The sequence below is a fragment of the Vibrio pelagius genome, from assembly GCF_024347575.1.
GTDB lineage: Bacteria > Pseudomonadota > Gammaproteobacteria > Enterobacterales > Vibrionaceae > Vibrio > Vibrio pelagius.
The window spans coordinates 1,497,961-1,524,621 of record NZ_AP025503.1; the positions used below are offsets into that span (position 1 = coordinate 1,497,961).

A 26,661-nucleotide genomic window follows, 5' to 3' on the forward strand; every position below is an offset into this window, starting at 1 on the left:
CGCATGCATTTGACCATGAGCTCAAGTGCGAATCTGTAACTGGATACGAAACCTTATTGAAACAATCAAGGGCAATATTTGTATCTTGCCGAGAATTACCATGAGAAAAATCTACGTGACTGAAGGCGATATCAACGCCAAGAAACAAAAAGATGCCTATCCTAAACGCGTGTTGTGTGAGCAGTGTGTATCCTCTTTTATCGTCATCAGTGAAGGCGACAGAACCTACCAAGCTTGTGACAGTTGTGGCGATGACTCGTAACGCCGAATTTGAATTTATCCTTCCTAGGAGTAGAAGTTACCGTTGAATAACTATTTTGAAAGTCCCTTTGCGGGCAAGTCTCTTAAAGACCAAGTGACTAATCCGAACATCATTGTTGGTGAACACAGCTACTATTCTGGTTACTACCACAACCACAGTTTCGACGATTGTGCCCGTTATCTTGCACCCGACAGAGACGATGTCGATAAATTAATCATTGGCAGCTACTGCTCGATTGGCTCTGGTGCCGTGTTTATGATGGCGGGCAATCAAGGGCATCAACGTAACTGGGTCAGTACATTTCCTTTCTTTTACCAAGACAATCCCAATTTCTCTGGAGCCAAAGATGGCTTTGAACGAGCAGGGGATACTGTGGTTGGAAATGATGTATGGATTGGCAGTGAAGCGATGATCATGAGCGGAGTGACTATTGGTGATGGTGCGATCATTGCGAGCCGCGCGGTAGTCACTAAAGATGTTGCGCCATACTCAGTAGTCGGATCGAACCCAGCTAAACACATTCGATTTCGATTCAAGCCAGATGAGATAGCGAAGCTACTTGAAATGCAATGGTGGCACTGGAGCGAAGAGCAGCTTAAAGACGCTATGGAATGGTTGTGCTCTTCAGATATTCAAGGCTTGTATCAATACTGGAAACGCATCACAAAATAGATATTCCACTGATTGCTTAGTATGGCGTCTGGCTTTAACTTTGAATCCAACATCTTGAAAGGTAAATATTATGATGAGTTGCAGCGATTATGATTACATCGAAATTGTCTGTATGTATCGCTACCCGATAGCTATTACTCTGGCGTCTGGTGTTCAACTTGAGTGTATTGCAAGGGACACGAAAAGAGACGAGCAGAAAAGAGAGTGCATACAGGTTGACAATCAAGGTGAGCTGCAACTCATTGTTCTGGATGAACTCAGAACCCTCGAAGTTTTGGTGGATAACCCGCACTTTACAAAAGTAACGTTTAACGGATAGCTAATGAGCAAGCAAGGTTACCAATAGACGAATACGTGACTGGGCAAGGAAGCGAACTGGTGAGCCTTTTGTGTTGATCCCAATGTTTTGCTAGGAGTTTACTATGCCAATGAGTCAAGAAGTCTGTTATTGCCCATCATGCCAAGCTCGTACGCAACATGTGGTGGTGCTAGTTAGAAAACCGAGCCCTTACGCAAGTTCACCTAATCAAACCCAAAAAGAGTTCCTTTCTGGATTTGTGAAGAGCATGTTCTTGGGAGCTTTCATCGCATCAATGGATGAGTTTTCTAGGCACGTTATTTGTGAGAAGTGCGGTAACAAAACCATTGAGGAATGATCAACTATCTACATAAAAGCGAATCAATAGGGAACGCAATGAAAGTTCAAATCATCGACGCAGTGGAGTTATCGGGTTTTAAAGTGAGAACCACTAATGAAAATGAGATGTCTTTAGAAACTGCAAATATTGCTGGACTGTGGCAGACGTTTTCGACGCAAGGTGGCCCACATTTGACTGAGAAGTCACAAGTGTTTGGTGTTTATACAAACTATCAATCTGACTATACCGGTGAATTCGATGTGCTCGCTTGCAGTGATGAGGCTGCGATAGCGGGTTTAGAGCAAACATCTCGTGTTCAAATTGAAGCGGGTAAATACCTCACCTTTGAAGCTGAGGGAGAAATGCCTCAAGCGGTTATCGATTTATGGGGTGAGGTTTGGGGCTATTTCACTCAGGCAGATTGCCCACATATTCGTCGCTACACGACTGACTTTGAACGATACATCGGTGAAGACAGAGTCGAAATTTCGATAGCGATTGAGTGATTCAATCATTAAGTAGTTGGTAAGTAGGTAGCTTTTTTGAAGAACCTAGTTAATCAAGAACTGGTGTTTATCAGAGACTAAAAGGCTCACTGCGATAGTGAGCCTTTTTAAAAGTTAACAAATTGAATTTTAACTGATTTGTTCTATTTTTCTTGATGGCTTAGAGCGTTTGAATGAGTAAATCATATATCCGATTATGCTTGTAGCAACAATAACAGAGCAAATTCGGATAAAGTTAATCAGCATTGGCGCATTGTCAATAAACTCGTTAATTCCCCACAGTAGTACGAGCGAGAATACAAACATGACCAACAGCCCCCAACAAGGTGCATCAATTTTGCCTGGAACAACATACCAACCATCTTCTTTGATCGGTTTGTTCAAACGCGCATATTCTGCTTGCTGACCTTTGATTGTGTAGAGGTGCATCTTTGTCTGTTTGCCGGTTAGCCACAAGCTTGCAGCGTATGCGACAATCGTATTAACCAAAACACCGATTACGCAGTACCAAGGCCAAGCAATATCTGTTGCAACAGCTACATACCAAATCGCTAAGAAGCTTGCAGCGACACCAAGTAATAGTCCCTTCTCAGTAATATGTTTAGAGTAGAAACCAAGCACGAACATACAGAAATTAGCGCCGACAAAATAGGAACCTGCTTTACTTAATATTTCTAAAACTGAACCACTGCTGGTTGCAAACATGAAGGCTGGAATGATGATACATAATGCCCACATAACCGTGAAGAAACGTGATGCTTTGAGGTAGTGTTCCTCTGACTCATTTTTCTTGTAGAAGCGTTTATAGAAGTCAGTAACCGATACGGTAGCCATAGAGTTAAATGCGGAATCCAGGCTGGACATACTCGCTGCTAGAATAGCCGCCGCGATGATCCCCATTAGCCCTGGCATACCGTATTCACTGGCATAGTGAAGGATAATAGTATTGCCATTCTCAAACTCTTTGCCATCGTAATAAGCGTTGAATAAAACCCCTAACAGAATGAAAACGAAGTAGATGAAGAAAGCAACATAACCCATCATTAGCATCGCTTTTTTTGCATCCCCCATACTTTTCGCCGCCATACAACGCTGAACCATCATTTGGTTACCGCCATATACAGTAGTATGGAACATCGTCATCGCGATAACACCAGCCCACACAGTGGTGACTTGGCTTAAATCTAAATTAGTTTGCAACGCATTGGTCATTCCTTGTGATTTAAGATCTTGCATTACCTCTGTCATGGGCTGAGGCATACCGTTCCAGACAGCTTCAATGATGATGAATGCCCCAACAAACAAAATGATCGCTTGAATAACATCTGTCCAAATAACGGCGGCAATTCCCCCCATTACGGTATAAATCAGTGCGATAACCGTAACAATGATGATGCAGTAAGTAACGTCAATACCTGTAATGAATTCAAGAATTAGTGAGGTCGCATACAAGACCGCCGCTGAGCTTATCGCCTGTTTAATTAAGAAAATCAGAGACAGAGTGATACGTGAAGCTTTACCAAAGCGTCGCTCTTGATATTCGTAAATTGAAGTGAGGCCGTTGTTGTAAAAAAACGGCATAAACACTGCGACGATAAAAAATATCACGAGAGGGTAGTTAAGATGGATTGCGATTACCGACAAGCCTTCTTTATATGACCAAGCCGGCCCTCCTAGAAAAGACATAGCACTGACATAGGTACAGACAACAGAAATACCAATGGCCCACCAAGGAATATTTTTGTCGCCCAACGCAAATTGGTTAGCGGAGGTGACACGTCTACCAACAACGGCACCCATAATTAACGTTAGGACGATGTAAGTACCAAGAATTGTCCAGTTTAAAGCGCCAAACTCATACATACTCACGTCCTTTTAATTGTTCTTCCATTTGCACAAACAGATCGTAGCCAAGCTGTTTTAATATGTGTGCTATATCGATAGCGACCCAGTTTTCCTTGAGTAATTCGCCTTCTCGCCGCCAAATATCCATAACGCGAAGTTCAATGTGCTTGCCGGTTGCTGCCAGTCCTAGCCAACCACTGCTGCCAGTATGTGTACCGTGCATGTGTGGCCAACCACCTGTGGATACGTAGTCATTTTTGGATAAAATATTGAGCTTAATATCAACACTTCTATCAGGGAAAGCGAATACAAATGGCCCTTGGTGGTGCTCTCGGAATCCTTGAATTCCACGTGTCGTACCGATCCCCGCAGGTCCATACCACATAAAATCACTGTGCCAATAATTTTCTAAATCCATTGAATCAAGGTGCTTTCCGTCAAATCGACCCAAGCAATCTAACATGTCTAGGACTAGCTTTTGGCTCTTTTCACTCGCTTCGATATCGATGTTACCTGCCTGTATTCCGTCTTGAGTCGCTGGGGCAGGGACTAACCCCATATGACCTAGGCTTTTTCGCAGTGGATTCACGCCAACTTGGTTCATGGCATCAATAAAATCAGGTATTAAGTAGGATTCCGTAATTTGCCCATCTTGTATGCAAACCATCTCTGTATAGCGCAAGTAGAGTGTTTTACCTGTTGCTGGAATTCCAAACAGTGGTCGTGCAAATGTACCAACAAAATAACCTGTAGAATTTACCCAAGTTCGGCCTTGGTATTCACCTTGCATGATGATCGATGGACGTCGTTCAATGTCAGGTAACGAGTTTATTAGCGGTAATAGAAATGCTTGCTCAGTTGCATCGACACCGAAGACATCGTTAATCGGATGTGCGACACACCATTTAACATCAGCATTTAGCATCTCTTGAGCTACTTGATTCCGCTCTGTGGATTGAGCGTTAAAATAGGTTTTGTAGAAATTCTCTATCAAGCTGTTCATCATAATACTTCCTTATATACTTAGCCGACTTGGATTAGAATCTGTTTCCAAACAGCACTTTCATCAAGTAGAGTAAACTCTCTGCGTAAACCCCAAGGTCCAAACTCTGCATGGCTGATTCCCATGATGTAAACGTCTTTTCCTGTTGGCTTTCCAAACATACCGTAGCCTTCATGTTTGCCTTGCAACGACCAGCGGATAGCTGCACGAGGTGACATCATTTCGTCATTGCGACCAATACGATGATGAATTTTAAACTCAGCGTTTGGAAATGAAGATCGCAGTGACATCCAAAATTGGTCTATTTCATTATGAGAGAGTGCAGTTTTCCCGCCTGTGTACTCACCGATACATGCTCGGTCATACTCTTTCGGTATCACTGAGAATTCAGCACTCATTAAACGTCGCAGTATGTCCTCATAGCGTTGACCGTATTCATTGTCGTTACCCACACCGAGGTAAGGGCCTTGGATATCCACTTGAGGAGTGAACGGGTATGAGCATTTTTCGACACCACCTTCTGCTTCAATTTGTTGTCGAGCGTACTCTTCAGACGTCATACCAAGTTGGTTTGAAATGGCAGCGATATCACGGATCATCCACTCGTCATTGATTTGATTGTTGATGGCATGGCAGTCTGCAATGATTCGAAACTTAAGTGTCTTATTCGTGGCTCTACCAAATACACCATCGTTAGTGTGAGTTGCCGTTGAAATGATTCGATGTGATGAAAGCAGGCCTTGCTCAGGAGTTCCTGACCAGATAACGTCTTCACCCAATAAGGTGCGGTTTGGGAACTCAGCCAATGTTCCCATTGTCGCGCTAATGACTTTTTCGTTACCGGTTGTGATTGCGAGTGGTGTGCGGACTATGATGTCAGGTGAATAATAATTATGTAGGGTACTCAGGCCTCGATCTTCCCAAATTTCTTTAGTGATACCTAATATGTAATCTGGAAAATCTTGCCATTTAGAATCAAAGCCAACCATAGCCATTAATCACCTCCTGATGCATTAAAAAAATAGTTTTTGAACTGTTTTGGTTACGTATCCAATATTGCTGTTTGTTACCAATGTGTCAACGAGTTGTTTTGGGTGTGTTCGTTTATTGTGGTTTAGATCTGTTTTTTAACAATTTTAATAATATGCTTGGTTAGTCGTAAATGGGTGAGAATGAACCATTGATTGCATTTCTGTATAGAGTAGGGCTAGGCGAATATACGAATATAATCATTATCAACTATCTGTATTTAAAGTATTTTTAATCTCAATGATAGTTATAGAATTAAATGAGCCGATAATCTGTGAAGATTCGTAGAAGTAAGGAAAGAAGAGTAAATACTCAAACTTCGGATGGTTGGTTAATACAACTGAAATTTAATTGTTAACCGCTTGTTTGATTTTGTTTTTCTCTTGTGGATTCGAATGCAAAACGAGTGCGCTTGAGGTTAAGCCAAAAAGCCACTAGAAACGAATATCTAGTGGCTTCTTTTAGGACAGCATCTAAGACAGCAACTTTGGAAGATAGAGTGATATGGCTGGAATGAATGTAATGATCATCAAGGCTACTCTATAGTGTATTTGTTGTCGGCTACCCAAGCTTCATCACAGAAAAAAGCCCCAATATGAAATTAGGGCTTATAGTCTAAATCTATTGGATAGATGTTGGAGGAGTATCAATTTGACGACTATTAATTTCAAAGTCGCTAATTAATTTGTTTTCGTACTGCCACGCTCAACGATAGTGCCTGATTGGAGAAGATATTCGCCTTTTGCATCGACATTTTCGTTGATACGTTGCATTAGATCTTCGACCGCGCTTTGCACGATTTTGTCAACTGGCTGGGCAATCGTTGTTAGATCGTAGCTTGGCCATGACGCCATTGGGATATCATCAACGCCCATAACTGCGAAGTCTTGTGGAATACTGCATCCAAGCTGTCTCAAGCCGTCAATCACGCCCATCGCTAAGATGTCATTGGCACAGAAAACAGCGTCGGGTCTTGATGTGTGTTCCAGTAACGCTTTAGCGGCCTCTAAACCTGCTTCAAAACTGTATTTTGCATTGATGAAGATAGGAGGGACAGCTTCATGCGCTTTCACGGTTTCGGAAAAACCAAGCCAACGTTTATCACTGGTCATTGAACCGGAATCACCACTGACATAGGCCAATTGCTTATAGCCTTTCTCAAGTAGGTATTCGGCTGCTTGTGTGCCTGCTCTTTGGTTATCAAGACCGGCGCTGTTAGCATTAATGCCTTCTGTGTAACGGTTGATTAAGCTTAAGTGAACCCCAAACTTTTCACACTGGGCAAAGGCTCGCGAAGTCAGACGACTGGTCGCGATGATTAATCCATCTACCTGGTACTCTATCGCCCTTGAAATCGCGAGATCCAAGTCATCTTTATCAATCGGGCAAAGAACAACCTGTCCGCCACGTTTTTGAATTTCTATAGCAAGAGCACGGGATTGCAAATCGTACATTGGGTTAGATTCACTATCCAAAGCAATAGCGACCAGCCCCGAGCGGTTTGAAATCAAGCTTCTCGCAATTGCGTTTGGCGTATACCCAAGCTTAGCGGCGGCGTCCATAACCATTTTTCGTTTCTTTTCACTGATACTGGCAGTCGGGCTAAATGCTCGAGAAACGGTTGATTGAGAAACGCCGAGCATTTTGGCGACATCAATAGAGGTAACTTTGGCTTTTATGGTGAAATCTCCTTAATTCGCAGTCTTTCCAAGTGTGAGGCAAGACGAAATGAGCGTGGTTTGATAATTACAATACGTATAACTTTTCAAATAACAAAGAAAATTTATGATTTCATGACGGCATGCTCATTTCGAAAGCCGTCAATGATCATTTTGTGCTCAGATCCTACACAGAAGAAGTTAACGCCTAACTCACCCCATTCGCGAGCTAATTCAGCATTGGCGACAAACATTCCCACAGGTTTGCCAACCTGTTGAGCTGCTTTGATTATTTTTATGCTCGCTTCACGTACGCATTCGTCATTTACACTTTCAGCACCGTAAGACACAGCTAGGTCGACTTGGCCAATGAATAGGGCATCAATCCCTTCTACCTCAGCAATCGACTCTGCGTTGATAACACCTTCGGGGTCCTCGATTTGAGCAATCACAACGGTATTGTTCTTGCTGTCTTTTAAGTGATTTGCCATAGGTTTAGTGGCGTATTTTGCTGCGCGACTTGAACCTGCGTAGCCTCGGCCACCTTCACCATAATGGGACATTTTTACTAGCTTCTCCGCTTGTTCAGCGCTGCATACGTGTGGGATCTGGATTCCTGTTGCTCCGCAGTCTAACGCATTCAAAATGGTTGATGGTTGGCTGTCTTGAACTCGCACTACGCATGGGAGTTGATTGGCGCGAGCTGCAAGAATACAGCTGTCTAATGATGTCCTATCGAAAGGGGCGTGTTCCGCGTCTAGCACAATGAAAGAAAGATCCGCGAGCGCAAGCACTTCAATGATATGTGGGTGAGGCGTTTTAACAAAAGTGCCTAGTAGTTCTGTATTGTTAAGTGTGTTCTTAAAGTTATTCATTACGTTTACTCTTTTTTGCAAAGGTATGCAAAACTTAACATGTGTTCATGTAAAAAAGAGTAAAAACAGTGTGACGAATGCAACATAAATGGATTGTTTTTCATTCCTTATATTTGGTTTTTTACCTTATAATTGTGTGCATTTTCAATAAAAACAGAAGTTTAAGTGAAAATTTAGGTCGTTGAAATATGATTTGCCAAGTGTTAATAAAATGTTTATGTTTGTTTTGCATTCGTATCCAAAATCATACATAAACTAATAATTCTGAGTTAATTGACCAATAAGCAAACACTAGGCATAGCGACAAGGAGAACTACGCATGGCTCGCATTCTAAAACACGGAATCACTGAAGAAGCATCAGCATCAAACAACGCGCAAGTACGTCAAACCGTTGAAAACATCCTTTCTGATATTGAAAAGAAAGGTGACAGTGCAGTTCGTGAGCTTTCAGAAAAATTTGATAACTGGTCTCCAGAGCAGTTTCGTTTAACAGAAGAACAAATTCAGGCATGTGTTGATGCTCTAGATGAGTCGACTAAACACGACATTGAGTTTGCTCAAACGCAAGTACGCAACTTTGCACAGATCCAACGTGACTCGATGCACGATGTAGAAGTTGAGACCATGCCGGGCGTTGTACTGGGGCACAAAAACGTACCAGTGAACAGTGTGGGTTGTTACATCCCAGGTGGTAAGTACCCGTTGGTCGCTTCTGCACACATGAGTGTCCTTACGGCTAAAGTGGCAGGCGTAAAACGTGTTATTGCATGTGCTCCACCTTTCAATGGTCAACCAAACGTTGCGATTGTTGCTGCGATGGCGATGGCAGGGGCAGATGAAATCTACTGTTTCGGTGGCGTTCAAGCGGTTGGTGCGATGGCTCTAGGTACGGAGTCGATTGCACCTGTTGACATGATAGTTGGTCCAGGTAACGCATTTGTGGCAGAGGCAAAACGTCAACTGTTTGGTCGTGTTGGTATCGATTTGTTTGCTGGTCCAACAGAAACCTTAGTCATTGCGGACGAAGAGGGTTGTGACCCTGAACTCGCTGCTGCGGATCTACTTGGCCAAGCTGAGCATGGTTATAACTCTCCAGCGGTACTACTCACGAACAGCGAATCGTTCGCTGAAGAGACAGTAAAAGAGATTGAACGTCAGTTGACTATTCTTCCTACAGCTGAGGTGGCGGGTAAAGCATGGGAAAATTACGGTCAGGTGATTGTGTGCGATAGCTACGAAGAGATGGTTGAAGTGGCAGATGAGATCGCTTCGGAACACGTGCAAGTTATGACCAAAGATCCTAAGTACTTCCTAGATAACATGACCAACTATGGTGCACTGTTCTTAGGTCGTGAGACCAATGTCTCTTACGGCGACAAATGTATCGGTACCAACCATACACTTCCAACAAACAAAGCGGCGCGTTACACCGGTGGCCTGTGGGTAGGTAAATTCATCAAGACTTGTACTTACCAACGAGTAACAGAAGCGGCCTCTTTGAAAGTGGGTGAATACTGCTCTCGTCTATGTGCATTAGAAGGGTTCGCTGGCCACAAAGAGCAAGCTGACATCCGTGTACGTCGCTATAAAGACAAATCAGTAGAGGCGTAACATGACAAAACTCGCCTTAGTTACAGGCGGCAGTGGCGGCATTGGAGCCGCCATATGTCACAAACTGGCCAAGTCTGGTTACCGCATTGTATTTACTTTTAATAGCAACCAGAGTGCAGCAGAGCAGGTTTTGAACAGTCTTGAAGGCAACGGTCATGCAATGTATCAGCTTAATGTTGAAGACAGTGTCGCGATCAGCGCATTGGCGGAACAAGTTAGCGAAAGTTCGCAATCGTTGGATCTGTTGGTGAACTGTGCGGGTATGACAAAGTTTGTCCCTCACCATGATTTGAACGCCTTAAGTGATGACCTGATCGACAAGATTTTCCGCGTCAATGTTCGAGCCCCCTTTGCGATGGTTAGAGCGTTCGAACCAGCACTTAGAAACGCGAAAGGCTGTGTCGTCAACATCACATCGATAGCGGCACAAACTGCGATGGGAAGTAACGTCGCTTACTGCGCGAGTAAATCTGCGGTTGAGAACATGACGCGCTCGTTAGCAAGAGCTTTGTCTCCAGACATTCGAGTTCTTGCGGTTGCTCCGGGTCTTGTTGATACCGAATTTGTCAAAGGGCTGGATGATGAGTGGCGTGATACGCAGGAACAATCGACTCCGCTTAAACGACTCGCTAATGACGAAGAGGTCGCAAATGCGGTGTTCGCGGCTGCAGAGCTGCTTACATTCTCAACGGGCAATACCATCGCAGTAGATGGTGGTAGACCTTTAAGTAATTAAAACTAACAACCTGACTGGTGGCTGAGCTATAAACTCGCCCCAACAGTTGGCGAAAGGAACGAATAATGACCCTACAAAATAAAATTAATAGTAACTTAGTTCGCTATATGGAACTGATCCCAGGTACCAGTGCATTCATTGATGCACGAACGCCTGGCAGTGACTTAAAAGATAACTTCTGCATTATCGGTGCGGGTGTTGCCGAAAGTAGCCGCCAGCACGTTCATATTCGTGAAACAGCCGGTTTCAATATTGGTGCTGCGGGCCAACCGCCAGGTATTAAGAACTCTCTCCACTCACACCACACTGCAGAACTGTTTGTTGTATTTAAAGGTCAATTCCGCTTCTATTGGGGCAATGAAGGAGAGCATGAAGCAGTACTGTCACACGGTGATGTGATCTCGATTCCTACTAATCTATTCCGAGGATTCGAGGTGGTAGGTAGAGACTATGGCTTTATGTACTCCGTGTTAGGTGGAGATAATTCCGGTGGTGGTGTGGTTTGGCATCCTAAGGTGATTAAGGATAGCCAAGGCCACGGGTTATACCTAAAAGCAGACGGCACGCTAGTCGATACCATTGATGGTGATGCTGTGCCAAATGAATCTGAATTGATGCCATTGCTAACCGAGCAAGAGTTGTCTCAATTCGATACTTACACAGCAGAACAGATGATGCCTTTTGTAGCGCTGAAAAAAGATTATCGCGAGATTAAAGGGGATTTTTCTAACCCGAACGTGAAACAATACGCACTGACTGGTCACCCCGAAGCAGAGTACGACTTCCAAGTGAAGAGCGTCGATGACGTAAGTATTATGGCGTATGAGTTGACTGAAGGGGCAAGTATTCCGGTTCATCAGCGTTGCGAAAAACAGGTGCTGATTAATTTTGAAGGGGATACGTTACTTAACCTAGTTCAAGATGGCGAGCAGGCTCAGTTGGTGTTAACAACGGGTGATGTGTTCAGTGTGCCAGTAGGGGCATCTTATAGCCTTGAAAACCTACGTGGTAACAGCTTTACCTATGTAGTTCTTGGTTCTGATCAGCCACAAACCTTACAGGGCGACTAATAATGAAACCAGAAGTACCACTATTATGGTTGCCTGGTCTGTTATGTGATGAAGCCTTGTTTCATGAGGTCAATAGTGAGCTGCCCAATTGGGTGGCTCCTTTTACGAGTGACTTAGCTGCAGAAACATCCATGCAAGCATTGGCGAGTAAAGTATTAAAGGATGCCCCAGACACCTTTATTCTGGGCGGCTTATCAATGGGTGGCATCTTGGCATTTGAAGTTTTACGTCAAGCACCAACAAGGGTAAAAGGGTTAATCCTTATGGATACCAACTCTGCTGACGAAAAGCCTGAAGTGTCGGAAAAGCGCTATGCATTGGTCGATAAGGCAAAAGCTGGGGAGTTTGAGTCAATCACTCCTAATGTATTGATGCCAGTGTTAATCCATCCCAAGCAATCGCACAACCAGCAACTTACAGCGCAAATCTCACAAATGGCGATTAATGTCGGTGTTAGTCGATTCGAAGCACATGCACATGCCTTAGCAACACGACCAGACTCTAGACCACTGCTAGCGGATATTAAAATTCCAACATTGGTGATTACTGGTAGAGACGATCTATTGTGTCCAATTGATAATCATCTACTGATGGCAAGGCATATCGAGAACGTGTCGCTACACGTCATTCCTGACTGTGGACACCTTTCAACAATGGAGCAGCCTCAGCGTGTTGCTGCGCACATTAACCATTGGTTAGACGTTCATCAAGCCATATTGGTTAAATGAACCTCAGTTAAAAAATGAAGGCCACTCAATCGAGTGGCCTTTCTTAATTCTATAAAGTGGATCTACTGTTGTTCAGCGACGGTTTCTTGCTTAAAGCACGGGGTTTTTAGCGTGCTCATGTTTTGAATTTCGTTTAGTAATCGGACAGACAGTAGCGCTTTTTGGTTGGATGCAAAGTCAAACATCACGATAGTGGCTGTACCAATAGTGGTGACTTTCTGTTGAGCCTTACTGACGATGGCATACTCCATGGTAAAGCGGTCGTCTTGAACCTCTGTTACTTTTGAACCTACTAGCAGTGTGTCAGGGTAGGTGACTGGGCGGAAGTACTTGCAGTAAGTATCACCGAGCACTGGACCAACCTTAGTGACTGCCATCTCTTCCATAAGCTCAACATGCTTGAAAAAGTCTAGGCGAGCGGTTTCAAAATAACGGAAGTAGACGGCATTGTTTACGTGATTGAGTGCGTCCATCTCTCCCCAAGCCACGGGGATTTCTGTGATTACAGGGTATTCAGATAATAGTGCTTCCATGCAGACTCTCTTATTGTGGTTAGAATGATCTTTGAGAAATCATGAGTTATTGGAATAAAAACACTATCGCCATTTTAACATCGCTGCAACATTGAAAATGGCGAGCTGTGACTTGTGACCAATGAGTAAAGACTCATCAACCGGCTTACCTATCCACGAACGTGTTTAAACTGCAACTCCACCAATCTTTGGTAAAGGTTGCAGCTTTTCATCAGCGACTCGTGATTTCCGAGATCTATCAGCTTACCTTGGTCAAGCACGGCAATTTGGTCGGCGTGTTTGATGGTAGAAAGTCGGTGAGCGATGATCAATGTCGTTCGGCCTTTCATAAGCTCTTCAAGGGCTTGCTGAACATGGTGTTCACTTTCACTATCGAGTGCGCTGGTCGCTTCGTCCAGTAATAGGATGTTTGGATCTTTTAAGATCGCACGAGCAATCGCGATACGTTGACGTTGTCCTCCCGATAAGCGAACACCTCGCTCACCCAAGAAGCTGTTGTAGCCTTCAGGTAGCGACATAATAAAGTCGTGAGCATGGGCTTTCTTCGCCGCTACAATGACTTCTTCATCGGTCGCACTTGGATTACCGTAGCGAATATTATGAAACACATCGTGGCTAAATAATGCGGGTTGTTGTGGTACTAACGCCATTTGCGAGCGTAGTTCCTTCGGGTCAAATTGGTGAAGCGGGACGCCGCCAAGTGTAACGCTGCCAACTTGTGGGTCGTAAAAACGTTGCAGTAGTTCGAACAAGGTTGTTTTACCGGCACCAGACGGCCCAACCAGAGCCAATACTTTCCCTTCTTCTGCTGTCATAGTGAGCGCCGTTGTTGCAGGATCATCTGGGCGTGAAGGGTAGCTAAAGGTCACATCATTGAAAGCGATTTCTGCCGCTAATCCCTCGGTCGTTTGAGGATGACTAACTGGCGCAATAATATGACTCTCAACATGCAAGATTTCAATCAGCCTTTCAGTCGCACCAGCAGCACGTTGAAGTTCACCCATGACTTCAGAGATGGTGCCAAGCGATGAAGCAACCATGATTGCGTAAAACACAAATGCGCCCAAATCACCTGCCGACATAGTGCCATTAATCACATCACTCCCACCAACCCAAAGCATTCCTGAGATAGCGCTGAATACAATCAGAATCACGCCAGAGATTAGAATCGCACGCTGTTTAACGCGTTGACGACCAATTTCGTACGCTTTCTCTACTTCCTTACCAAATGAAGCGATCTCTTGTTGCTCGTGACTATAGCTCTGAACGGTTTTGATGTGCTCAATTGCCTCACCAGCGTAAGAGCCGACGTCGGCCATTGAATCTTGACTCTTACGTGAAAGAGCTCTTACACGTCGGCCATAAACCAGAATCGGTACCAGAACAAAGGGAACGGAGGCCAATACGATTAGAGTGAGTTTGATATTGGTCGCAAACAGCATGATCACAGCGCCAATACACATCAACGCGCTGCGCATCGCCATTGAGAATGACGAACCAATAATGCTTTGTAGCAGGGTAGTGTCAGTGGTGATACGCGACATAATGTCACCACTGCCGTTGGTTTCAAAATAGCTCGGATGCAGCGAGACCACATGCTTGAATACTGCTAAGCGTATATCGGCACTGACACGCTCGCCAACCGATGACACCAGATAGAAACGGAAGAAAGTCCCGATGGAGATCAAACCAATGATCACCAACATAAATTGAATCGCATTTCCCAACTCATCGGTTGATCGTTGGGTAAAACCTTGGTCGATAAGAATGCGTACGCCGTGACCGACCGTTAGTGTGAGACTTGCAGTAAAAATCAGAGCTATCAGTGCAATAGCCACTTTGCCTCGGTATGGCTTAATGAACTGGAAGAGCTCTAGTAAGATCTTTAGGCTCTTTTTTGTTTGTTCCGGTGGCGGTGTGGTTTGATCTTCAAGTGTAGAAGCAGAGTCGGACATGAGACTACCTTAGTATAGATTGATAACCCATTAGAGCACGTTATCGCTGATTGTAATATGCGATACGAGCTGGTCTTGAAGATTACTACATCTCTAACTATATGACTCACCGCGTTTATTTTAAACCATCTCGCACCTGATTAAGTGATTACTCATAACTCTTTTCGAGTTGATTCCTACAATACTTATTCATCGAATATCTCTATTTTTCTTAACGTAAAGAGAATGTCATTATCGAAGCCTTGTTTTATAGAACTGCGTTCAAACGTTTGCTAATTTGAGCACCTTACTTTTAATTCAATGAGATAGATCTAAAACTTGTAAGACCAGATAGATAGCCTGCATTCTGTGCAATATTTGTTACAAAAATTCAACAACATAAATTTTTATACATTTTTCTTGCATAAAAATTGCCAATGAATAGAATAACCACTAAATGACAATTAATGCAGTATTTTGGCATGAGTATTCAAGTAAAGAGCATCAATAAATCGTATGGCGACACCCAGGTTCTTCACGATATTTCGTTCAATTGCGAAAGCGGTGAAACATTGGTTTTACTTGGCCCAAGTGGTGCGGGTAAAAGCTCATTGCTTCGCGTCCTAAACCTATTGGAAATTGCAGACGACGGCCAACTAGAGATTGCTAGTGAGTCGTTTGATTTTTCAAGCTCAATCCCAGAGAAACAGGGTCTGCAACTTCGTCGTAAAGTAGGCATGGTTTTCCAACAATACAACCTTTGGCCACACATGACGGTGATTGAAAACCTGATTGAAGCGCCAGTCAAAGTTGCAGGAATGGACAAGCAAGAGGCGATTGCTCAAGCGAAGAAAGTACTAGAAACACTGCAACTAGCGGACAAAGCCGACGCATGGCCGTTAAAACTTTCAGGTGGTCAACAACAACGTGTCGCGATTGCGCGTGCTTTGATGATGAAGCCAGATGTGTTGCTGTTTGATGAACCAACCGCAGCACTCGATCCTGAAATCACCAACCAAGTTGTCAGTATTATTAAAGAGTTAAGCGGAACCGGCATCACGCAAGTGGTTGTCACTCATGAAGTCGATTTCGCGAAAAAGATTGCTAGTCATGTTCTCTACCTAGAAAAAGGTTACATCGTAGAGCACGGCACGAGCGATGCGTTTATTAATCCGCAGACGCCTGAGTTTGCTGAATATCTCACTCACTAGATCTACCTACAGGATCAGATTTAGCTAAAACATAACATAGATTAAAACAATCCAATTATAAGAATGGCCGCAGGCTGCAACTACACATATTCGGAGTAACAACATGAAAAAGATTCTACTAGCTTCACTTATCGGTCTTGCTTCTTTCAACGCGGCAGCGCAACAAGAGATTAAATTCGCAATGGAAGCGACTTACGCACCATTCGAGTTCATGGATGAAAACAACCAAATCCAAGGTTTCGATGTTGACCTAGCAAACGCATTGTGTGAAGAGATGAAAGCGAAGTGTACTTTCCACAACCAAGCGTTCGATAGCTTAATCCCTGCACTTAAATTCAAGCGTTACGACGCAGCAATTTCGGCGATGGATATTACTGATGCTCGTCTAAAGCAGGTGAACTTCTCTAACGCTTATTACGATAACTCTGCTGCGTTCATTTCTATTGAAGGTAAAGTTGCTGATCAAGCAGCACTAGAAGGCAAGCGTGTTGGCGTTCAAAACGGTTCAACACACCAAAGCTACCTACTAGAGCAGATGACTGGCGTAACTGCAGTACCTTACTCAAGCTACCAAGATGCATTCATCGACATGAAAAACGGCCGTATCGATTCAGTATTTGGTGACACAGCAGTTGTGGCTGAATGGTTTAAAAAGCAAGACAACCTAACATACGTGGGTGATCAAGTTACGAACCAAGAGTACTTCGGTAATGGCTTTGGTATCGCAGTAAACAAGAGCAACCAAGAGCTCGTTGACCAACTAAACGTAGCGCTAGCAGCTGTGAAAGCGAACGGTGAATACGACGTGATCTTCAACAAGTACTTCGGTAAGTAATATGGAATTAACGGGTTACTCTCTAGGGCTCGTCGAAGCAAGCTGGATGACCATTCAGCTTGCATTTGTCAGCCTATTAGTCGGATTAGTTTTAGCAGTACTGTTTGCCAGTGGAGAGATGTCTCGACGTATCGCAATTAAATGGCCAACCACGGCGTTTGTAACCATGGTTCGTGGTTTGCCAGAGATCCTAGTGGTGTTGTTTATCTACTTTGGCTCGACTCAAGTACTGTTTATGATCACTGGCGATTTCATTGAGGTGAGCCCGTTTTTATCTGGTGTTGTTGCACTGTCACTTATTTTTGCATCGTACGCTTCGCAGACTTTGCGTGGCGCATTAAAAGCAGTGAGCAAAGGGCAAAGAGAAGCAGCAAGCGCACTGGGCATTCCTCAATCGCACGCTTTCTTCAAGATTGTTCTCCCACAAGCGGTAAGACACGCACTGCCGGGTTTAACCAACCAGTGGCTAGTTCTTCTGAAAGATACGGCTTTGGTATCGTTAATTGGTGTGACTGATCTATTAAAACAAGCACAGCTAACTTCAGCGGCAACACATGAAGCATTCACATGGTACGCAACCGCAGCAGCGATTTACCTAGTGATCACCTTGGTGACGCAAAGAGCAGTAAAAGTGATTGACGCGAAATACTCAATCCAAGGCTTAGGCGCTAAAGGAGCGATGGCATGAATGAACAGTACTTCTCCCAAATGCTTGAAGGCCTAGTGATCAGCATTCAACTGACAGGCGCATCGCTACTTGTCGGCTGCATCTTATCGCTTTTGATGACCGTGACTTTGGTGTTAAGGCTTTCAGCTATCCATTGGCTAACTCGTGGCATCATTACCTTATTTACTGGTACGCCTCTTTTAGTGCAGATTTTCTTGGTGTATTACGGCCCAGGTCAGTTTGATTGGATTCGTGAAAGCTTTATGTGGACTTGGCTCAGTCAGCCATGGTTCTGTGCAATGTTGGCTCTAGCCTTGAACACTGCAGCATACAGCACACTGCTATTTAAGGGCGCATTCAATGCGATTCCAGCGGGGCAATGGGAAGCTTGTCGAGCGTTAGGTATGGACAAAGTGGCAACGCTTAAAGTGTTACTTCCTTACGCACTACGCCGTGCGGTTCCAGCTTACTCAAACGAAGTGATTTTGGTATTTAAAGGTACCTCACTCGCGAGTACCATCACCATCATGGACTTAATGGGCTACGCACAGCGTATCAACGGCCAAACCTACGACACACTCACTGTGTTCGGCATCGCAGGCGCATTCTACTTAGGCGTAAATGGACTACTAACTCTGATATTCCGCCAAGTAGAAAAGAAGGCCCTCGCATTCGAAGCCGCTTAACTAGCGGCCACGACCGTCCACCATCACGATGATGGTTTTACTGATAATGGAAAGGTCGGCAATGATCCATGATTTCATTGAGCATAAGCTGAGTGCGTAGCTGTGATCGAAACCGACTTTGCGTCTTACGTCTTCAATACAAGTGTCATAACCTTGGTTAACTTGAGCTAAGCCAGTAATACCTGGCATCACACCATAGGTACGGTCTGCAAAGTACGGAATCTCAGTTTCAAGTTTGTTGTAGAAAGTAGGACGCTCTGGACGAGGGCCTATCAACGACATATCGCCTTTAATGACATTAAAAAGCTGTGGCAGTTCATCAAGGCGAGTCTTTCTCAAAAAACGACCAACAGGGGTAATACGAGGGTCGTTCTTGGTTGCCCAAACGGCACCAGATCGTTGTTCAGCATCTTCGTACATACTGCGGAACTTAAGAATTTCAAAAATCTCCATCTTTTCGGGTGTCGATTTTCCTACACGCAATTGGCGATAAAAGACGGGCCCTTTAGACGTCATCACAATCGCAAGAGCAATGATTGGGAAAACCGGAGAGAACAAAATAATCGCGAACATGGACGCAAAGAAGTCGAAGCTACGTTTAGCGCGAGAAATCTTGTTTTGGTAAAGCATGTGTTTATGGTCTTGAGTAAACATAGTTGATCCTTAACGATTGACTCGTGTCCAAGGGGTATTCTCTAATCCAATTAGGTAACGGATGCCGCCTACAAAGTTGGCGTAGTGTCCCACCACAAGATAAGAAATTAACGAAAGAGGTTTGATGCTCAGTTTCTTTGGTAATAAATACCCAACGATGCCAAGCGTATAAACGGCGATTTGTGCGCAGAATAAAAAGTTAAATAGAAAGTAATCACGTAGGAAGAATGAGCACACTAAGCTAACAATCATTAGGTACGGGGTGAGTAGTCTTAACCCTTTACCGGAGAAGAAAGCAAATGCTATCCCTTTGAATTTTGGGCTGAATAAACTAAACAGCTCAATGGCTTGCTGCATGTTCCCCGCCGAGATTCGTAACCTTCTTTTGAAATCAGCTTTGGTATTTGTCTCTTCTAGTTCCAGAGCCACCATGCGTGTTTCGTACTCAGCAGTGTAACCCTGTTTGACGATTTGCATTGGTAGAATGAAATCGTCGTTAATTGTGTTGCTAGGCAGTGGTGTGAACAGGGTTGTTCTAAATAGATAGAAGGCACCGTGTGAACCTAAACTTGAGCCGAATGATGCTTCACACTCTTTAACGGCTGTTTGGTATTTCCAATAAACATCTTCACCCTGATTACCTGTTGGGCAAAGTTGATAAGTCGCGTTGACCACACCTACTTCTGGCTTCTTAAAATGTTCTCCCGCGATCAATAACGCATCTAATGAAATTAATGCCGACACATCACTCAGGGCCGTAATATCCGAGTCTATATTCGCGATTTCTTGATTAACGGTCGCTACTTTGCCTCGGTTGACTTGGTGATCATGAATCTCGAAATAGATGTCACTGCAGATCGCTTCTTGAATTGCCATCTGCGCCTTCACAACGGTTTTGTCTGTACAACCATCGCAGGCAATCACGACTTTCAGTTTGTCCTTTGGGTAGTCGAGAGATGCGAGGTTACGAATCTTGTCCGCAATCCAAGCTTCCTCGTTATAAGCTGGAACCAAGATAGTCACGGTTGGCAGCGTACAGTCCTGTGCTTCTACTTTGTAAGCTCTTTGGTTTTCATGTACAGGTTGCTTAGGGTGACGCTTCGCATACCAACGAAGCAGAATTGGATAGCCTGCATGGTGATATACGATGAGCGTTCCAGCCAGTAGGCAAAGGGTAGCAAGTACCATATCGATCATACGTAACGCTCCTCTGACAGCTTGTTATAGGACTCAACCATGTCGCTGATGTTGAAGTTCTCAAGTACATAACGACGTGGATTCGAAAAGTTTTCTAAAATGTGGTTTTGTGATGTCTTGAATAACGAATAAGCCAAATGAGGAACGTTGTCCGGTTTTACTAAGTGCCCGGTCACAGGGCAAAGTGTCTCTTTTACCGCGCCTACATCCATCGCAACTGTCGGAATGTTACAAGCTTGAGCTTCTAGGGAAGAGAGTGGCAAGCCCTCTGAGCGTGATGGAAGACAAAATACATCTAATGAGTTGTAGAATGAGACCATGTCTTCGACCAAACCGAGGAACATCACGCGGTCTGCAACATTCAGTTTTTTAGCTAACTGTTCAAGGGCTTCTCTTTGTGAGCCGTCACCTGCGATAGCGACTTTAATACGTTTTGGAATCAGAGGGAGAGCTTGAATGAGTTGGTCTTGTCCTTTCACCTCTTCTAATCGCCCTGCGCAACCAACGATGAAGTCATTGGCGCTGAGGTTAAATAGACGACGCGAAGCTATTTTTGAAGTGGGGCGGAATTTTTCGCAATCAATTCCGTTGCGTATTGTTGTGATGTTTTTGTAGGAAAATGCTGAGCACAGCTGGTTATAAACTTTCGCTGCATCTGCGACTAGCATAGGTTTCGCAAATTGAAGAGCGATTGCTTGTAAACGTCTTCTCTTGGCATTTTTAAGATGCCAAGCATCGTGCTCTGTATGGATTCGATAAGGAACACTACAAAGGCGAGCAGCATAGCCCGCGTAAAGAAGAGGCCCGATATGGTGGGTGTGAACGACATCGGGTTTGATGTTGCTAAATGCCTTAATCAGAGAAAGCAGAACGTTGAATTGCACACCTGGCTGTTTATCTAGAAACACAATTTGTGAGCGGTACTGTTCGAGCTTTGGCCAATTGTTGATTGAAGAATCACATTGGCCTTCTAAACTGACGATCAGAACTTGATCTTTTGGGTCTGCAAGGCGAAGCAGATCAAGTGTTAATGTTTCCAGCCCACCAGGAGCGAGGTGCTGAACGACATGAATTATTTTCTTTCCTTGTACTTTCATGTGGTACTCCGCTTTCATTATTGTTAGTAAGTGGGTAAGTAAGGGATGTGATATTTCTTACTATTCTCAGCTTTTCATTTTCTACCGTTATATACATAGCAGGTCGCGTGCCAATAAAATTGTTAAATAAATACAGGTACTTAAGTGTTGATGGCTGGTCTTTGACTCTTATTCTCAATTTGAAAATCAAAACGCTTGTCAAGAAATGGCTTTGTGAGAAACCGATTGTTGAAAATGAAATAGCGGAAAATTGAATGGAGAAAGAAACCAAAAACCACCAGTTGAAGCTGGTGGTTTGGTTTAGTGATTTATCAAGGAAACTAGTTCATTTTGGGAATGACGGTAATCACAGGGATACCCAACACTTGTTCAACCTGAGCACTTCCTTTCACTGATGAGTCAAACAGTTCGAAGAGAATTGCTAAGCCTATCCCAAAACCAACCCCTGCGATCAAGCCAGCAATGGCAAAGATGAATGAAGGCATGTTGGATGGGATGCTCGGCGTGTAGGGCAGATCTATAATTTTGACTCGTTTGTTTTGTTCAAAGACACCCAAAGAGCCGGTAAGCTGGGCCATTTCGTAACGCTCAACTAGCTCATCGTAAAGCTGACGCTTGATTTGAACGTCACGCTGCAATCGGTACATCTCTTTGGCGCTTTGCCCAAAGTTGTTTGCTTTGTTCTCCAACTCAAAGATCATCGTTTTCAAGCTTTTAGTTTCTTCTTTTAACGATTCAAAACGCGCACGAACCAGTTGCAAGCTGTGTAATTGTGTTACCAACAGAGGCTGTAGCTCTGAGACGTCGTTAAAGGTGTTACTACTGGCAATGTCCCAAAGCTGGTCGCTGTTCATGTTAGGTTGCTTCATTTCAAGCAAGGTTTTGCGTTCACTCTCTAGTCTGTCTAACTCACGCAGTTTTGCTTGTACGGCGCTATGTTTGTTGGTGTACTTAGCTTGGAGTAAGGTGAGCTCGCTGCGGATATCAATGATCTGGTCCTCGATTTTGCCGATCACTGGATTGGTACGTGAAAGCTGTTGATCCATAGAACCTAAGCTTTTCTTAACACCAGCCATTTCCGCCTCTTTCTCAGACAGGCTCTGTTTGAGCGCCGCTAATCGGTTGAGGCTTTGGCTCTGAATCTCTGGGGTCGATTCGATATTGTTGTTGCGATAAAGCGCTAACGCTTGTTCCGCTTGGTCGAGTGCTTCACGACGTTTTTCAATATGAATAGCAAGAAAGTTACTTGAGTCCTCAATTGAAGAGCGCTCTGGAGCAAGTAATTGAGCGATAAAGTGCTCACTGACGGATTTCAAAGTCTCTTCCATTCTGTCAGGCGTGTGGCTAGTTAGACTTATTTTGAGAAAGTCTTTACCTAATTGAGTGACCATCAACCGTTGTGACAGGTCGTTAATGACCTCCTCTTGCTCAATATTCGACATACTTGAGTCTATTAGCTTGAGTTCTTCTGCTACTGAGTAGAGAACATGGCGACTGTGCAGCAGTGTTTTTAGAGCATTGATACGGTCTTTAAGCATGGTTGATACTGCGATGTCCTCAAGAAACGGATTCATTTTAGCGGTTTCTTGAATCAGCATACTGGTGTGTGAATCGTATTTTTTAGGCGTCAGATTTGCGACCAATAGACCCACAATGGGTAGTATCAACATTGGAATCACAATCACATAGCGTTGTCGCCATGCGCCATAAAGTATTTGTAGCAATCGGTTTTTTAGATTATTCATAACGACTCCAAAATAGAGTGAACAATCTCACCGCGAGTTTCCCAGCTCTCTTTTTCTACGAGCGTTGGAGAAACAGAGCACGATTGGCGAGCGTGAGTTAAGGCTTGTGATACCTGTTCAACGTTGTTCACGGTAGTCACATACTCTTTATAAGGTTTGAGTGCGGGGAAAGGGGTTGTCACAATCGGTGTGCCAACTGCCAGATACTCCATCAGTTTTAATGGGCTACAAGCTCTTATCTGCTCGTTATCAACAAATGGTAACCAACTCACATCCCAGTGCTGTGAATAACTTGGTAACTGATGATGCGCTCTTGGGCCAAGATAAAGCACGTTACTGAGTGCTGGTAGAGCAAGCTGCTCTAGTTCGTTAGGACCAATGAAGACGAAGTCCCAGTCAGGGCGTGCTAACGCCGTTTTCTCGATCAAATCGTAATCAAGCCATTGAGATAAACTGCCGTAAAAACCTGCGATTGGACGATGATGGCTCGGTAAATCTGTTGCGCGTTTCGCTGGATTTGAAAAGAGAGCGAAATCGACACCGTGTGGCAATAAGTGGGCTTTTACAGAAGGGAATTTATCCATTAGCTTCTGACTAGCTGCAAAAATCACGTCAGCTTTTTCTATTAGAGCCTGTTCATGTCGAGCGACACAGTTGTGATCAACGCCGGCGAGTGCAGAAAAGTCATCTCCGCAGTAATAGACGACGTGGGTTTCCCCTAGATGGCCGCATAAGTCGGCAGCCGTTGGTAGTGAGGTCCAAAGCACTGGGTTTCTCATTCCCAACTTCTTAATAACAGGTTTCAACTGAGCCAACATCAGCTCCTTGGCAAGAGTTCGAGCAACCAAAGAACGTGGTGCTGGAATAGTTTTAAGGTTAACCACAGTAATGTTGTCGAATGTTTGCGCGGGTAACATGTTTTGCGTTTGTGCGTTACTTCTTCCTACCAGTTTGTTCAGTGCGCGAGTAGTGTCTTTTAGGTTTAACTTTGGTTGTCTTAAACCTATCGAATTAACCCATAGAACTTTATGTTGTTTCGCTAAGTGACGAATTAAGTGCTGCGTCGATGAAGGTAATCCACCGAAGTCTTCCCCGAAAACAATCAAATCACGCATAACGACCTCCTTTGTGTTCTTCACTATCGAACACAGCTGGCTCGCTTGGAATACTGCCAACGATGCGTGCTGGGTTGCCCGCAACAATTGAAAGTGGCGGAACGGATTTGGTCACAACACTTCCCGCAGCAACCACACTACCTTCGCCGATGGTTACTCCACCTTTTACAGTGACATTGGTGCCCAGCCAAACGTCCCTCTCAAGAATGATATCGCCAATCTGTTGCGGATCGTCGCCTTCACCGAGAGCACGACGTCGTGCATCAAGAGGGTGACCAGAATAACCAAACAGGAACGCGCCACTTGCAATACGCACATTGTCAGAAAGAACAACGCGGCGTCCAACCGCAATGGTTGATTGCCAACCGACATCAACGTTATCGCCAATTTCTAAGCAAGGTTGGCTACCATCAGCAGTAGGTTGACTACATCCAGAAAAAGTGGTGTGCCCTGAAATACGACATTCACTGCCTACGTTAATAGTGAGAGGGCCACTTACAAACGGTAAACCGCCATAAAGGTATAGATGTTTACCACAGCGATTTAGACGACCTTTAAAAGCGGGTGTCCAATAGAAGAAGCGAGTAATACCTGAAATGACACCCGAGATACTGCGGTGAACATGGTATAGGCATTTACTAGCAAATTTAGGTACTGGAAGTTCGGCATTACGTATGTCTTTCAAAATGAAAAACAGATTACGAATATGAGAATTAGGATGAAACTTCAACCAAGTCTTAAATTGATGAACTGATACTGACGTCATTTTGAAATCTCCATTTTTTGTTTTAATGGAGTACTTTCATTATATGTGCCAAGTAAATAGTTTTTAATTTTCAATGAGTTAATCTTTGTTTTTGTTTGACTTCTCATTTTGACATTCAGTTTGGGATATATGAGAAACACAAACCGTCAGTGCAGAAAGGATATAAATAGGCCAGTTGAAGCCTTGAGTCAGGAAGGTTCCAGATACAATTGTTCCGATAAGCCCGGCATAAACGGCGAACGCCGAAGAGTAGAGGATAGGGGGGACGGAATTACTATTGTCTTTGATTTGTTTTAGGGTTTTGCGTGCAGTGATGAGCAAAGAGCCAATCAAAATGATAAATACGGTTAAACCAAGGAAGCCCGTTTCGGCGAGTACTCCAAACCAAGTACTATGTACAGCATGGTTGAGGCCATCCCAATGTGGGCTGTAGAAAAAGTAGTTTGAATAAAAGTTGTTTAATCCGACCCCTGTCAGTGGATTGTCGAGCGCCATTTTAAATGCTGCTTCCCAAGCGTAAAGTCTCCCCATTGCAGATGCATCTATACCGGCTTCTGCAGCACCGCCTGACGCTCGATCGGATATGCCAGCAGCGAAGTAGAGTCCAGCAGCAGCGATAGCGCCTAGAGTAATTAAAGTGACCTTTGAGCGAATGATGCTTAAAGCGAAGATTCCGAGAACAGCGATGGAACCCAAAAGACCGCCACGGCTTTGTGTTGCGATAACCGCATAAAGAAGGATGATACATGCGGCCGCTCCGATAAAGCGATGCATTTTTGGAATGCCTTTCGTCGTTGCTTGGCTGATCGCAAATGCCATAGGGAACATGAGCACTAGAGCGAGATCGTTTGGGTCTCCAAGCATTGAACCAATGTCTCGGCCAATGGTGACACGAGTACCTTCAACAAGGCCAATTCCGTTAATCGAGTTAGAAATCGCGATGATACCGATTAAGCAACCGGAAAAAATAATGATGGTTGACGTTTTTGCGAGCTTATCCATGCTATCTACCAGCCAAACAATCGCAAGTGTCATCACCATGATCTTCCAGTAAATGCCTTTAAATTCTTGGATAGCGACACCTCGGTTTGACGCAAATACGATCCCAATCGTAACTAGTACCCAAAAAAGCGCTAACCACGTTAGCGAGCGGTGCCAGTAGGTCTTAAGTTCTTTGCTAATCAGAGTGTGCCACATTAAAGCAGACAGAGCGCCGAGTGAGAGGAGTAGGGGTAACTTAAACGCGTAAAGCTGAGGAATCGCTTCGTGGATTCGAAAAAATGAAAAAACGACGAACAAAATCACTAGCCAATAGGTTTTATTGATAATAAACAGCGCGCCTAGTGGGATGAAAGCTAAGCCAATGACAACGATTGGGTGCGGGACGATGTACCAAACGCCACCCATCAACAGACACAGCACGGATACTGTGAAAATTGAAGGTAACTTGTGGGTGGCGCTAGTCATAATGAAAATCCTGTGTGCTGAATTACTTACCTAGCAAGGCTTGTGCCCAGATAACAATCCCAATTTGCAAATGAATTTCTGTCTCAACAACTGAGTTTGGTGCTTTATAACGTCAATTCG

General features: G+C 44.1%; 27 protein-coding genes. 13 read left to right on the plus strand and 14 right to left on the minus strand.

The window, feature by feature from the left end; all coding sequences use genetic code 11:
• Positions 1-100: 100 nt before the first annotated feature.
• The 5 genes from vsple_RS06490 to vsple_RS06510 all read left to right on the plus strand — a co-directional run bounded on the left by vsple_RS06490 (position 101) and on the right by vsple_RS06510 (position 2,078).
• Positions 101-262 carry a hypothetical protein gene (locus vsple_RS06490; protein ID WP_032548941.1) on the plus strand — a complete coding sequence of 54 codons (162 nt, stop codon included), beginning with the start codon at positions 101-103 and terminating at the stop codon, positions 260-262.
• A 42-nt stretch (positions 263-304) separates the two neighbouring features.
• A complete protein-coding gene (catB, locus tag vsple_RS06495) occupies positions 305-934 on the plus strand; it encodes a type B chloramphenicol O-acetyltransferase (RefSeq protein WP_261883035.1) in 630 nt (209 codons plus the stop codon).
• Between the two features lie 70 nt (positions 935-1,004).
• Positions 1,005-1,253, plus strand: a complete 249-nt coding sequence (locus vsple_RS06500) for a Rho-binding antiterminator (RefSeq protein WP_032548944.1) — start codon at positions 1,005-1,007, stop codon at positions 1,251-1,253.
• Positions 1,254-1,356: 103 nt separating this feature from the next.
• Complete coding sequence (locus tag vsple_RS06505) at positions 1,357-1,590, plus strand: hypothetical protein (protein ID WP_255230806.1); 234 nt, start codon at positions 1,357-1,359, stop codon at positions 1,588-1,590.
• A gap of 38 nt (positions 1,591-1,628) precedes the next feature.
• Positions 1,629-2,078, plus strand: coding sequence for a GyrI-like domain-containing protein (locus vsple_RS06510; RefSeq protein WP_261883036.1), 450 nt, complete (start codon positions 1,629-1,631; stop codon positions 2,076-2,078).
• A 129-nt stretch (positions 2,079-2,207) separates the two neighbouring features.
• On the opposite strand, the gene vsple_RS06515 is transcribed toward vsple_RS06510, so the two are convergent.
• The 5 genes from vsple_RS06515 to vsple_RS06535 all read right to left on the minus strand — a co-directional run bounded on the left by vsple_RS06515 (position 2,208) and on the right by vsple_RS06535 (position 8,488).
• Complete coding sequence (locus tag vsple_RS06515; RefSeq protein ID WP_261883037.1) at positions 2,208-3,941, minus strand: sodium:solute symporter family transporter; 1,734 nt, start codon at positions 3,939-3,941, stop codon at positions 2,208-2,210.
• Entirely contained in the window at positions 3,934-4,929 is a 996-nt protein-coding gene (locus vsple_RS06520) for a nuclear transport factor 2 family protein (RefSeq protein ID WP_261883038.1), read from the minus strand. The genes vsple_RS06515 and vsple_RS06520 overlap by 8 nt, the downstream gene beginning before the upstream one ends.
• Before the next feature lie 17 nt (positions 4,930-4,946).
• A complete protein-coding gene (locus tag vsple_RS06525; protein WP_261883039.1) occupies positions 4,947-5,921 on the minus strand; it encodes a nuclear transport factor 2 family protein in 975 nt (324 codons plus the stop codon).
• 714 nt (positions 5,922-6,635) lie between these two features.
• Positions 6,636-7,598 (minus strand): LacI family DNA-binding transcriptional regulator, encoded by a 963-nt coding sequence (locus tag vsple_RS06530; RefSeq protein ID WP_261883040.1) that lies wholly within the window; start codon positions 7,596-7,598, stop codon positions 6,636-6,638.
• Between the two features lie 140 nt (positions 7,599-7,738).
• On the minus strand, positions 7,739-8,488 hold the full coding sequence (locus vsple_RS06535; RefSeq protein WP_255230798.1) for an HpcH/HpaI aldolase family protein: 750 nt from the start codon (positions 8,486-8,488) through the stop codon (positions 7,739-7,741).
• A 319-nt stretch (positions 8,489-8,807) separates the two neighbouring features.
• Between vsple_RS06535 and hisD the strand changes: the two genes are divergently transcribed.
• From hisD to vsple_RS06555, 4 genes are all read left to right on the plus strand, one after another.
• The gene (hisD, locus tag vsple_RS06540) at positions 8,808-10,100 is read left to right on the plus strand and encodes a histidinol dehydrogenase (protein WP_255230797.1); all 1,293 of its coding nucleotides are present in this window, start codon (positions 8,808-8,810) and stop codon (positions 10,098-10,100) included.
• Between the two features lies 1 nt (position 10,101).
• Positions 10,102-10,836 carry an SDR family NAD(P)-dependent oxidoreductase gene (locus vsple_RS06545; RefSeq protein ID WP_261883041.1) on the plus strand — a complete coding sequence of 245 codons (735 nt, stop codon included), beginning with the start codon at positions 10,102-10,104 and terminating at the stop codon, positions 10,834-10,836.
• Positions 10,837-10,901: 65 nt separating this feature from the next.
• On the plus strand, positions 10,902-11,906 hold the full coding sequence (locus vsple_RS06550; protein ID WP_261883042.1) for a cupin domain-containing protein: 1,005 nt from the start codon (positions 10,902-10,904) through the stop codon (positions 11,904-11,906).
• 2 nt (positions 11,907-11,908) lie between these two features.
• Positions 11,909-12,634 carry an alpha/beta fold hydrolase gene (locus tag vsple_RS06555; protein WP_261883043.1) on the plus strand — a complete coding sequence of 242 codons (726 nt, stop codon included), beginning with the start codon at positions 11,909-11,911 and terminating at the stop codon, positions 12,632-12,634.
• A gap of 62 nt (positions 12,635-12,696) precedes the next feature.
• On the opposite strand, the gene vsple_RS06560 is transcribed toward vsple_RS06555, so the two are convergent.
• Positions 12,697-13,167 (minus strand): acyl-CoA thioesterase, encoded by a 471-nt coding sequence (locus vsple_RS06560; RefSeq protein WP_255230793.1) that lies wholly within the window; start codon positions 13,165-13,167, stop codon positions 12,697-12,699.
• A gap of 149 nt (positions 13,168-13,316) precedes the next feature.
• Positions 13,317-15,122 carry an ABC transporter ATP-binding protein/permease gene (locus vsple_RS06565; protein WP_261883044.1) on the minus strand — a complete coding sequence of 602 codons (1,806 nt, stop codon included), beginning with the start codon at positions 15,120-15,122 and terminating at the stop codon, positions 13,317-13,319.
• 461 nt (positions 15,123-15,583) lie between these two features.
• On the opposite strand from vsple_RS06565, the gene artP reads away from it, so the two are divergent.
• From artP to artM, 4 genes are all read left to right on the plus strand, one after another.
• The gene (gene artP, locus vsple_RS06570) at positions 15,584-16,312 is read left to right on the plus strand and encodes an arginine ABC transporter ATP-binding protein ArtP (RefSeq protein ID WP_150872530.1); all 729 of its coding nucleotides are present in this window, start codon (positions 15,584-15,586) and stop codon (positions 16,310-16,312) included.
• Positions 16,313-16,415: 103 nt separating this feature from the next.
• A complete protein-coding gene (locus vsple_RS06575; protein ID WP_255230790.1) occupies positions 16,416-17,147 on the plus strand; it encodes a lysine/arginine/ornithine ABC transporter substrate-binding protein in 732 nt (243 codons plus the stop codon).
• A gap of 1 nt (position 17,148) precedes the next feature.
• Positions 17,149-17,835: an arginine ABC transporter permease ArtQ gene (artQ, locus tag vsple_RS06580; RefSeq protein WP_255230789.1), complete on the plus strand. Its 687-nt coding sequence runs from the start codon at positions 17,149-17,151 to the stop codon at positions 17,833-17,835.
• Positions 17,832-18,500: an arginine ABC transporter permease ArtM gene (gene artM / locus vsple_RS06585; protein WP_261883045.1), complete on the plus strand. Its 669-nt coding sequence runs from the start codon at positions 17,832-17,834 to the stop codon at positions 18,498-18,500. Before artQ ends, artM begins: the two co-directional genes overlap by 4 nt.
• Here the strand turns inward: artM and vsple_RS06590 are convergent, their stop codons facing one another.
• From vsple_RS06590 to vsple_RS06620, 7 genes are all read right to left on the minus strand, one after another.
• A complete protein-coding gene (locus tag vsple_RS06590) occupies positions 18,501-19,154 on the minus strand; it encodes a sugar transferase (protein ID WP_255230787.1) in 654 nt (217 codons plus the stop codon).
• Between the two features lie 9 nt (positions 19,155-19,163).
• Positions 19,164-20,351 carry a glycosyltransferase family 2 protein gene (locus tag vsple_RS06595; protein WP_261883046.1) on the minus strand — a complete coding sequence of 396 codons (1,188 nt, stop codon included), beginning with the start codon at positions 20,349-20,351 and terminating at the stop codon, positions 19,164-19,166.
• Positions 20,348-21,448 (minus strand): glycosyltransferase, encoded by a 1,101-nt coding sequence (locus tag vsple_RS06600; RefSeq protein ID WP_261883047.1) that lies wholly within the window; start codon positions 21,446-21,448, stop codon positions 20,348-20,350. Before vsple_RS06600 ends, vsple_RS06595 begins: the two co-directional genes overlap by 4 nt.
• Positions 21,449-21,768: 320 nt before the next feature.
• Positions 21,769-23,193: a GumC family protein gene (locus tag vsple_RS06605; protein ID WP_261883048.1), complete on the minus strand. Its 1,425-nt coding sequence runs from the start codon at positions 23,191-23,193 to the stop codon at positions 21,769-21,771.
• A complete protein-coding gene (locus vsple_RS06610) occupies positions 23,190-24,308 on the minus strand; it encodes a glycosyltransferase (RefSeq protein WP_261883049.1) in 1,119 nt (372 codons plus the stop codon). The genes vsple_RS06605 and vsple_RS06610 overlap by 4 nt, the downstream gene beginning before the upstream one ends.
• Positions 24,301-25,074, minus strand: coding sequence for an acyltransferase (locus vsple_RS06615; protein ID WP_261883050.1), 774 nt, complete (start codon positions 25,072-25,074; stop codon positions 24,301-24,303). Before vsple_RS06615 ends, vsple_RS06610 begins: the two co-directional genes overlap by 8 nt.
• A gap of 78 nt (positions 25,075-25,152) precedes the next feature.
• Positions 25,153-26,541 carry an O-antigen ligase family protein gene (locus vsple_RS06620; RefSeq protein ID WP_261883051.1) on the minus strand — a complete coding sequence of 463 codons (1,389 nt, stop codon included), beginning with the start codon at positions 26,539-26,541 and terminating at the stop codon, positions 25,153-25,155.
• Between the last annotated feature and the right edge of the window lie 120 nt (positions 26,542-26,661).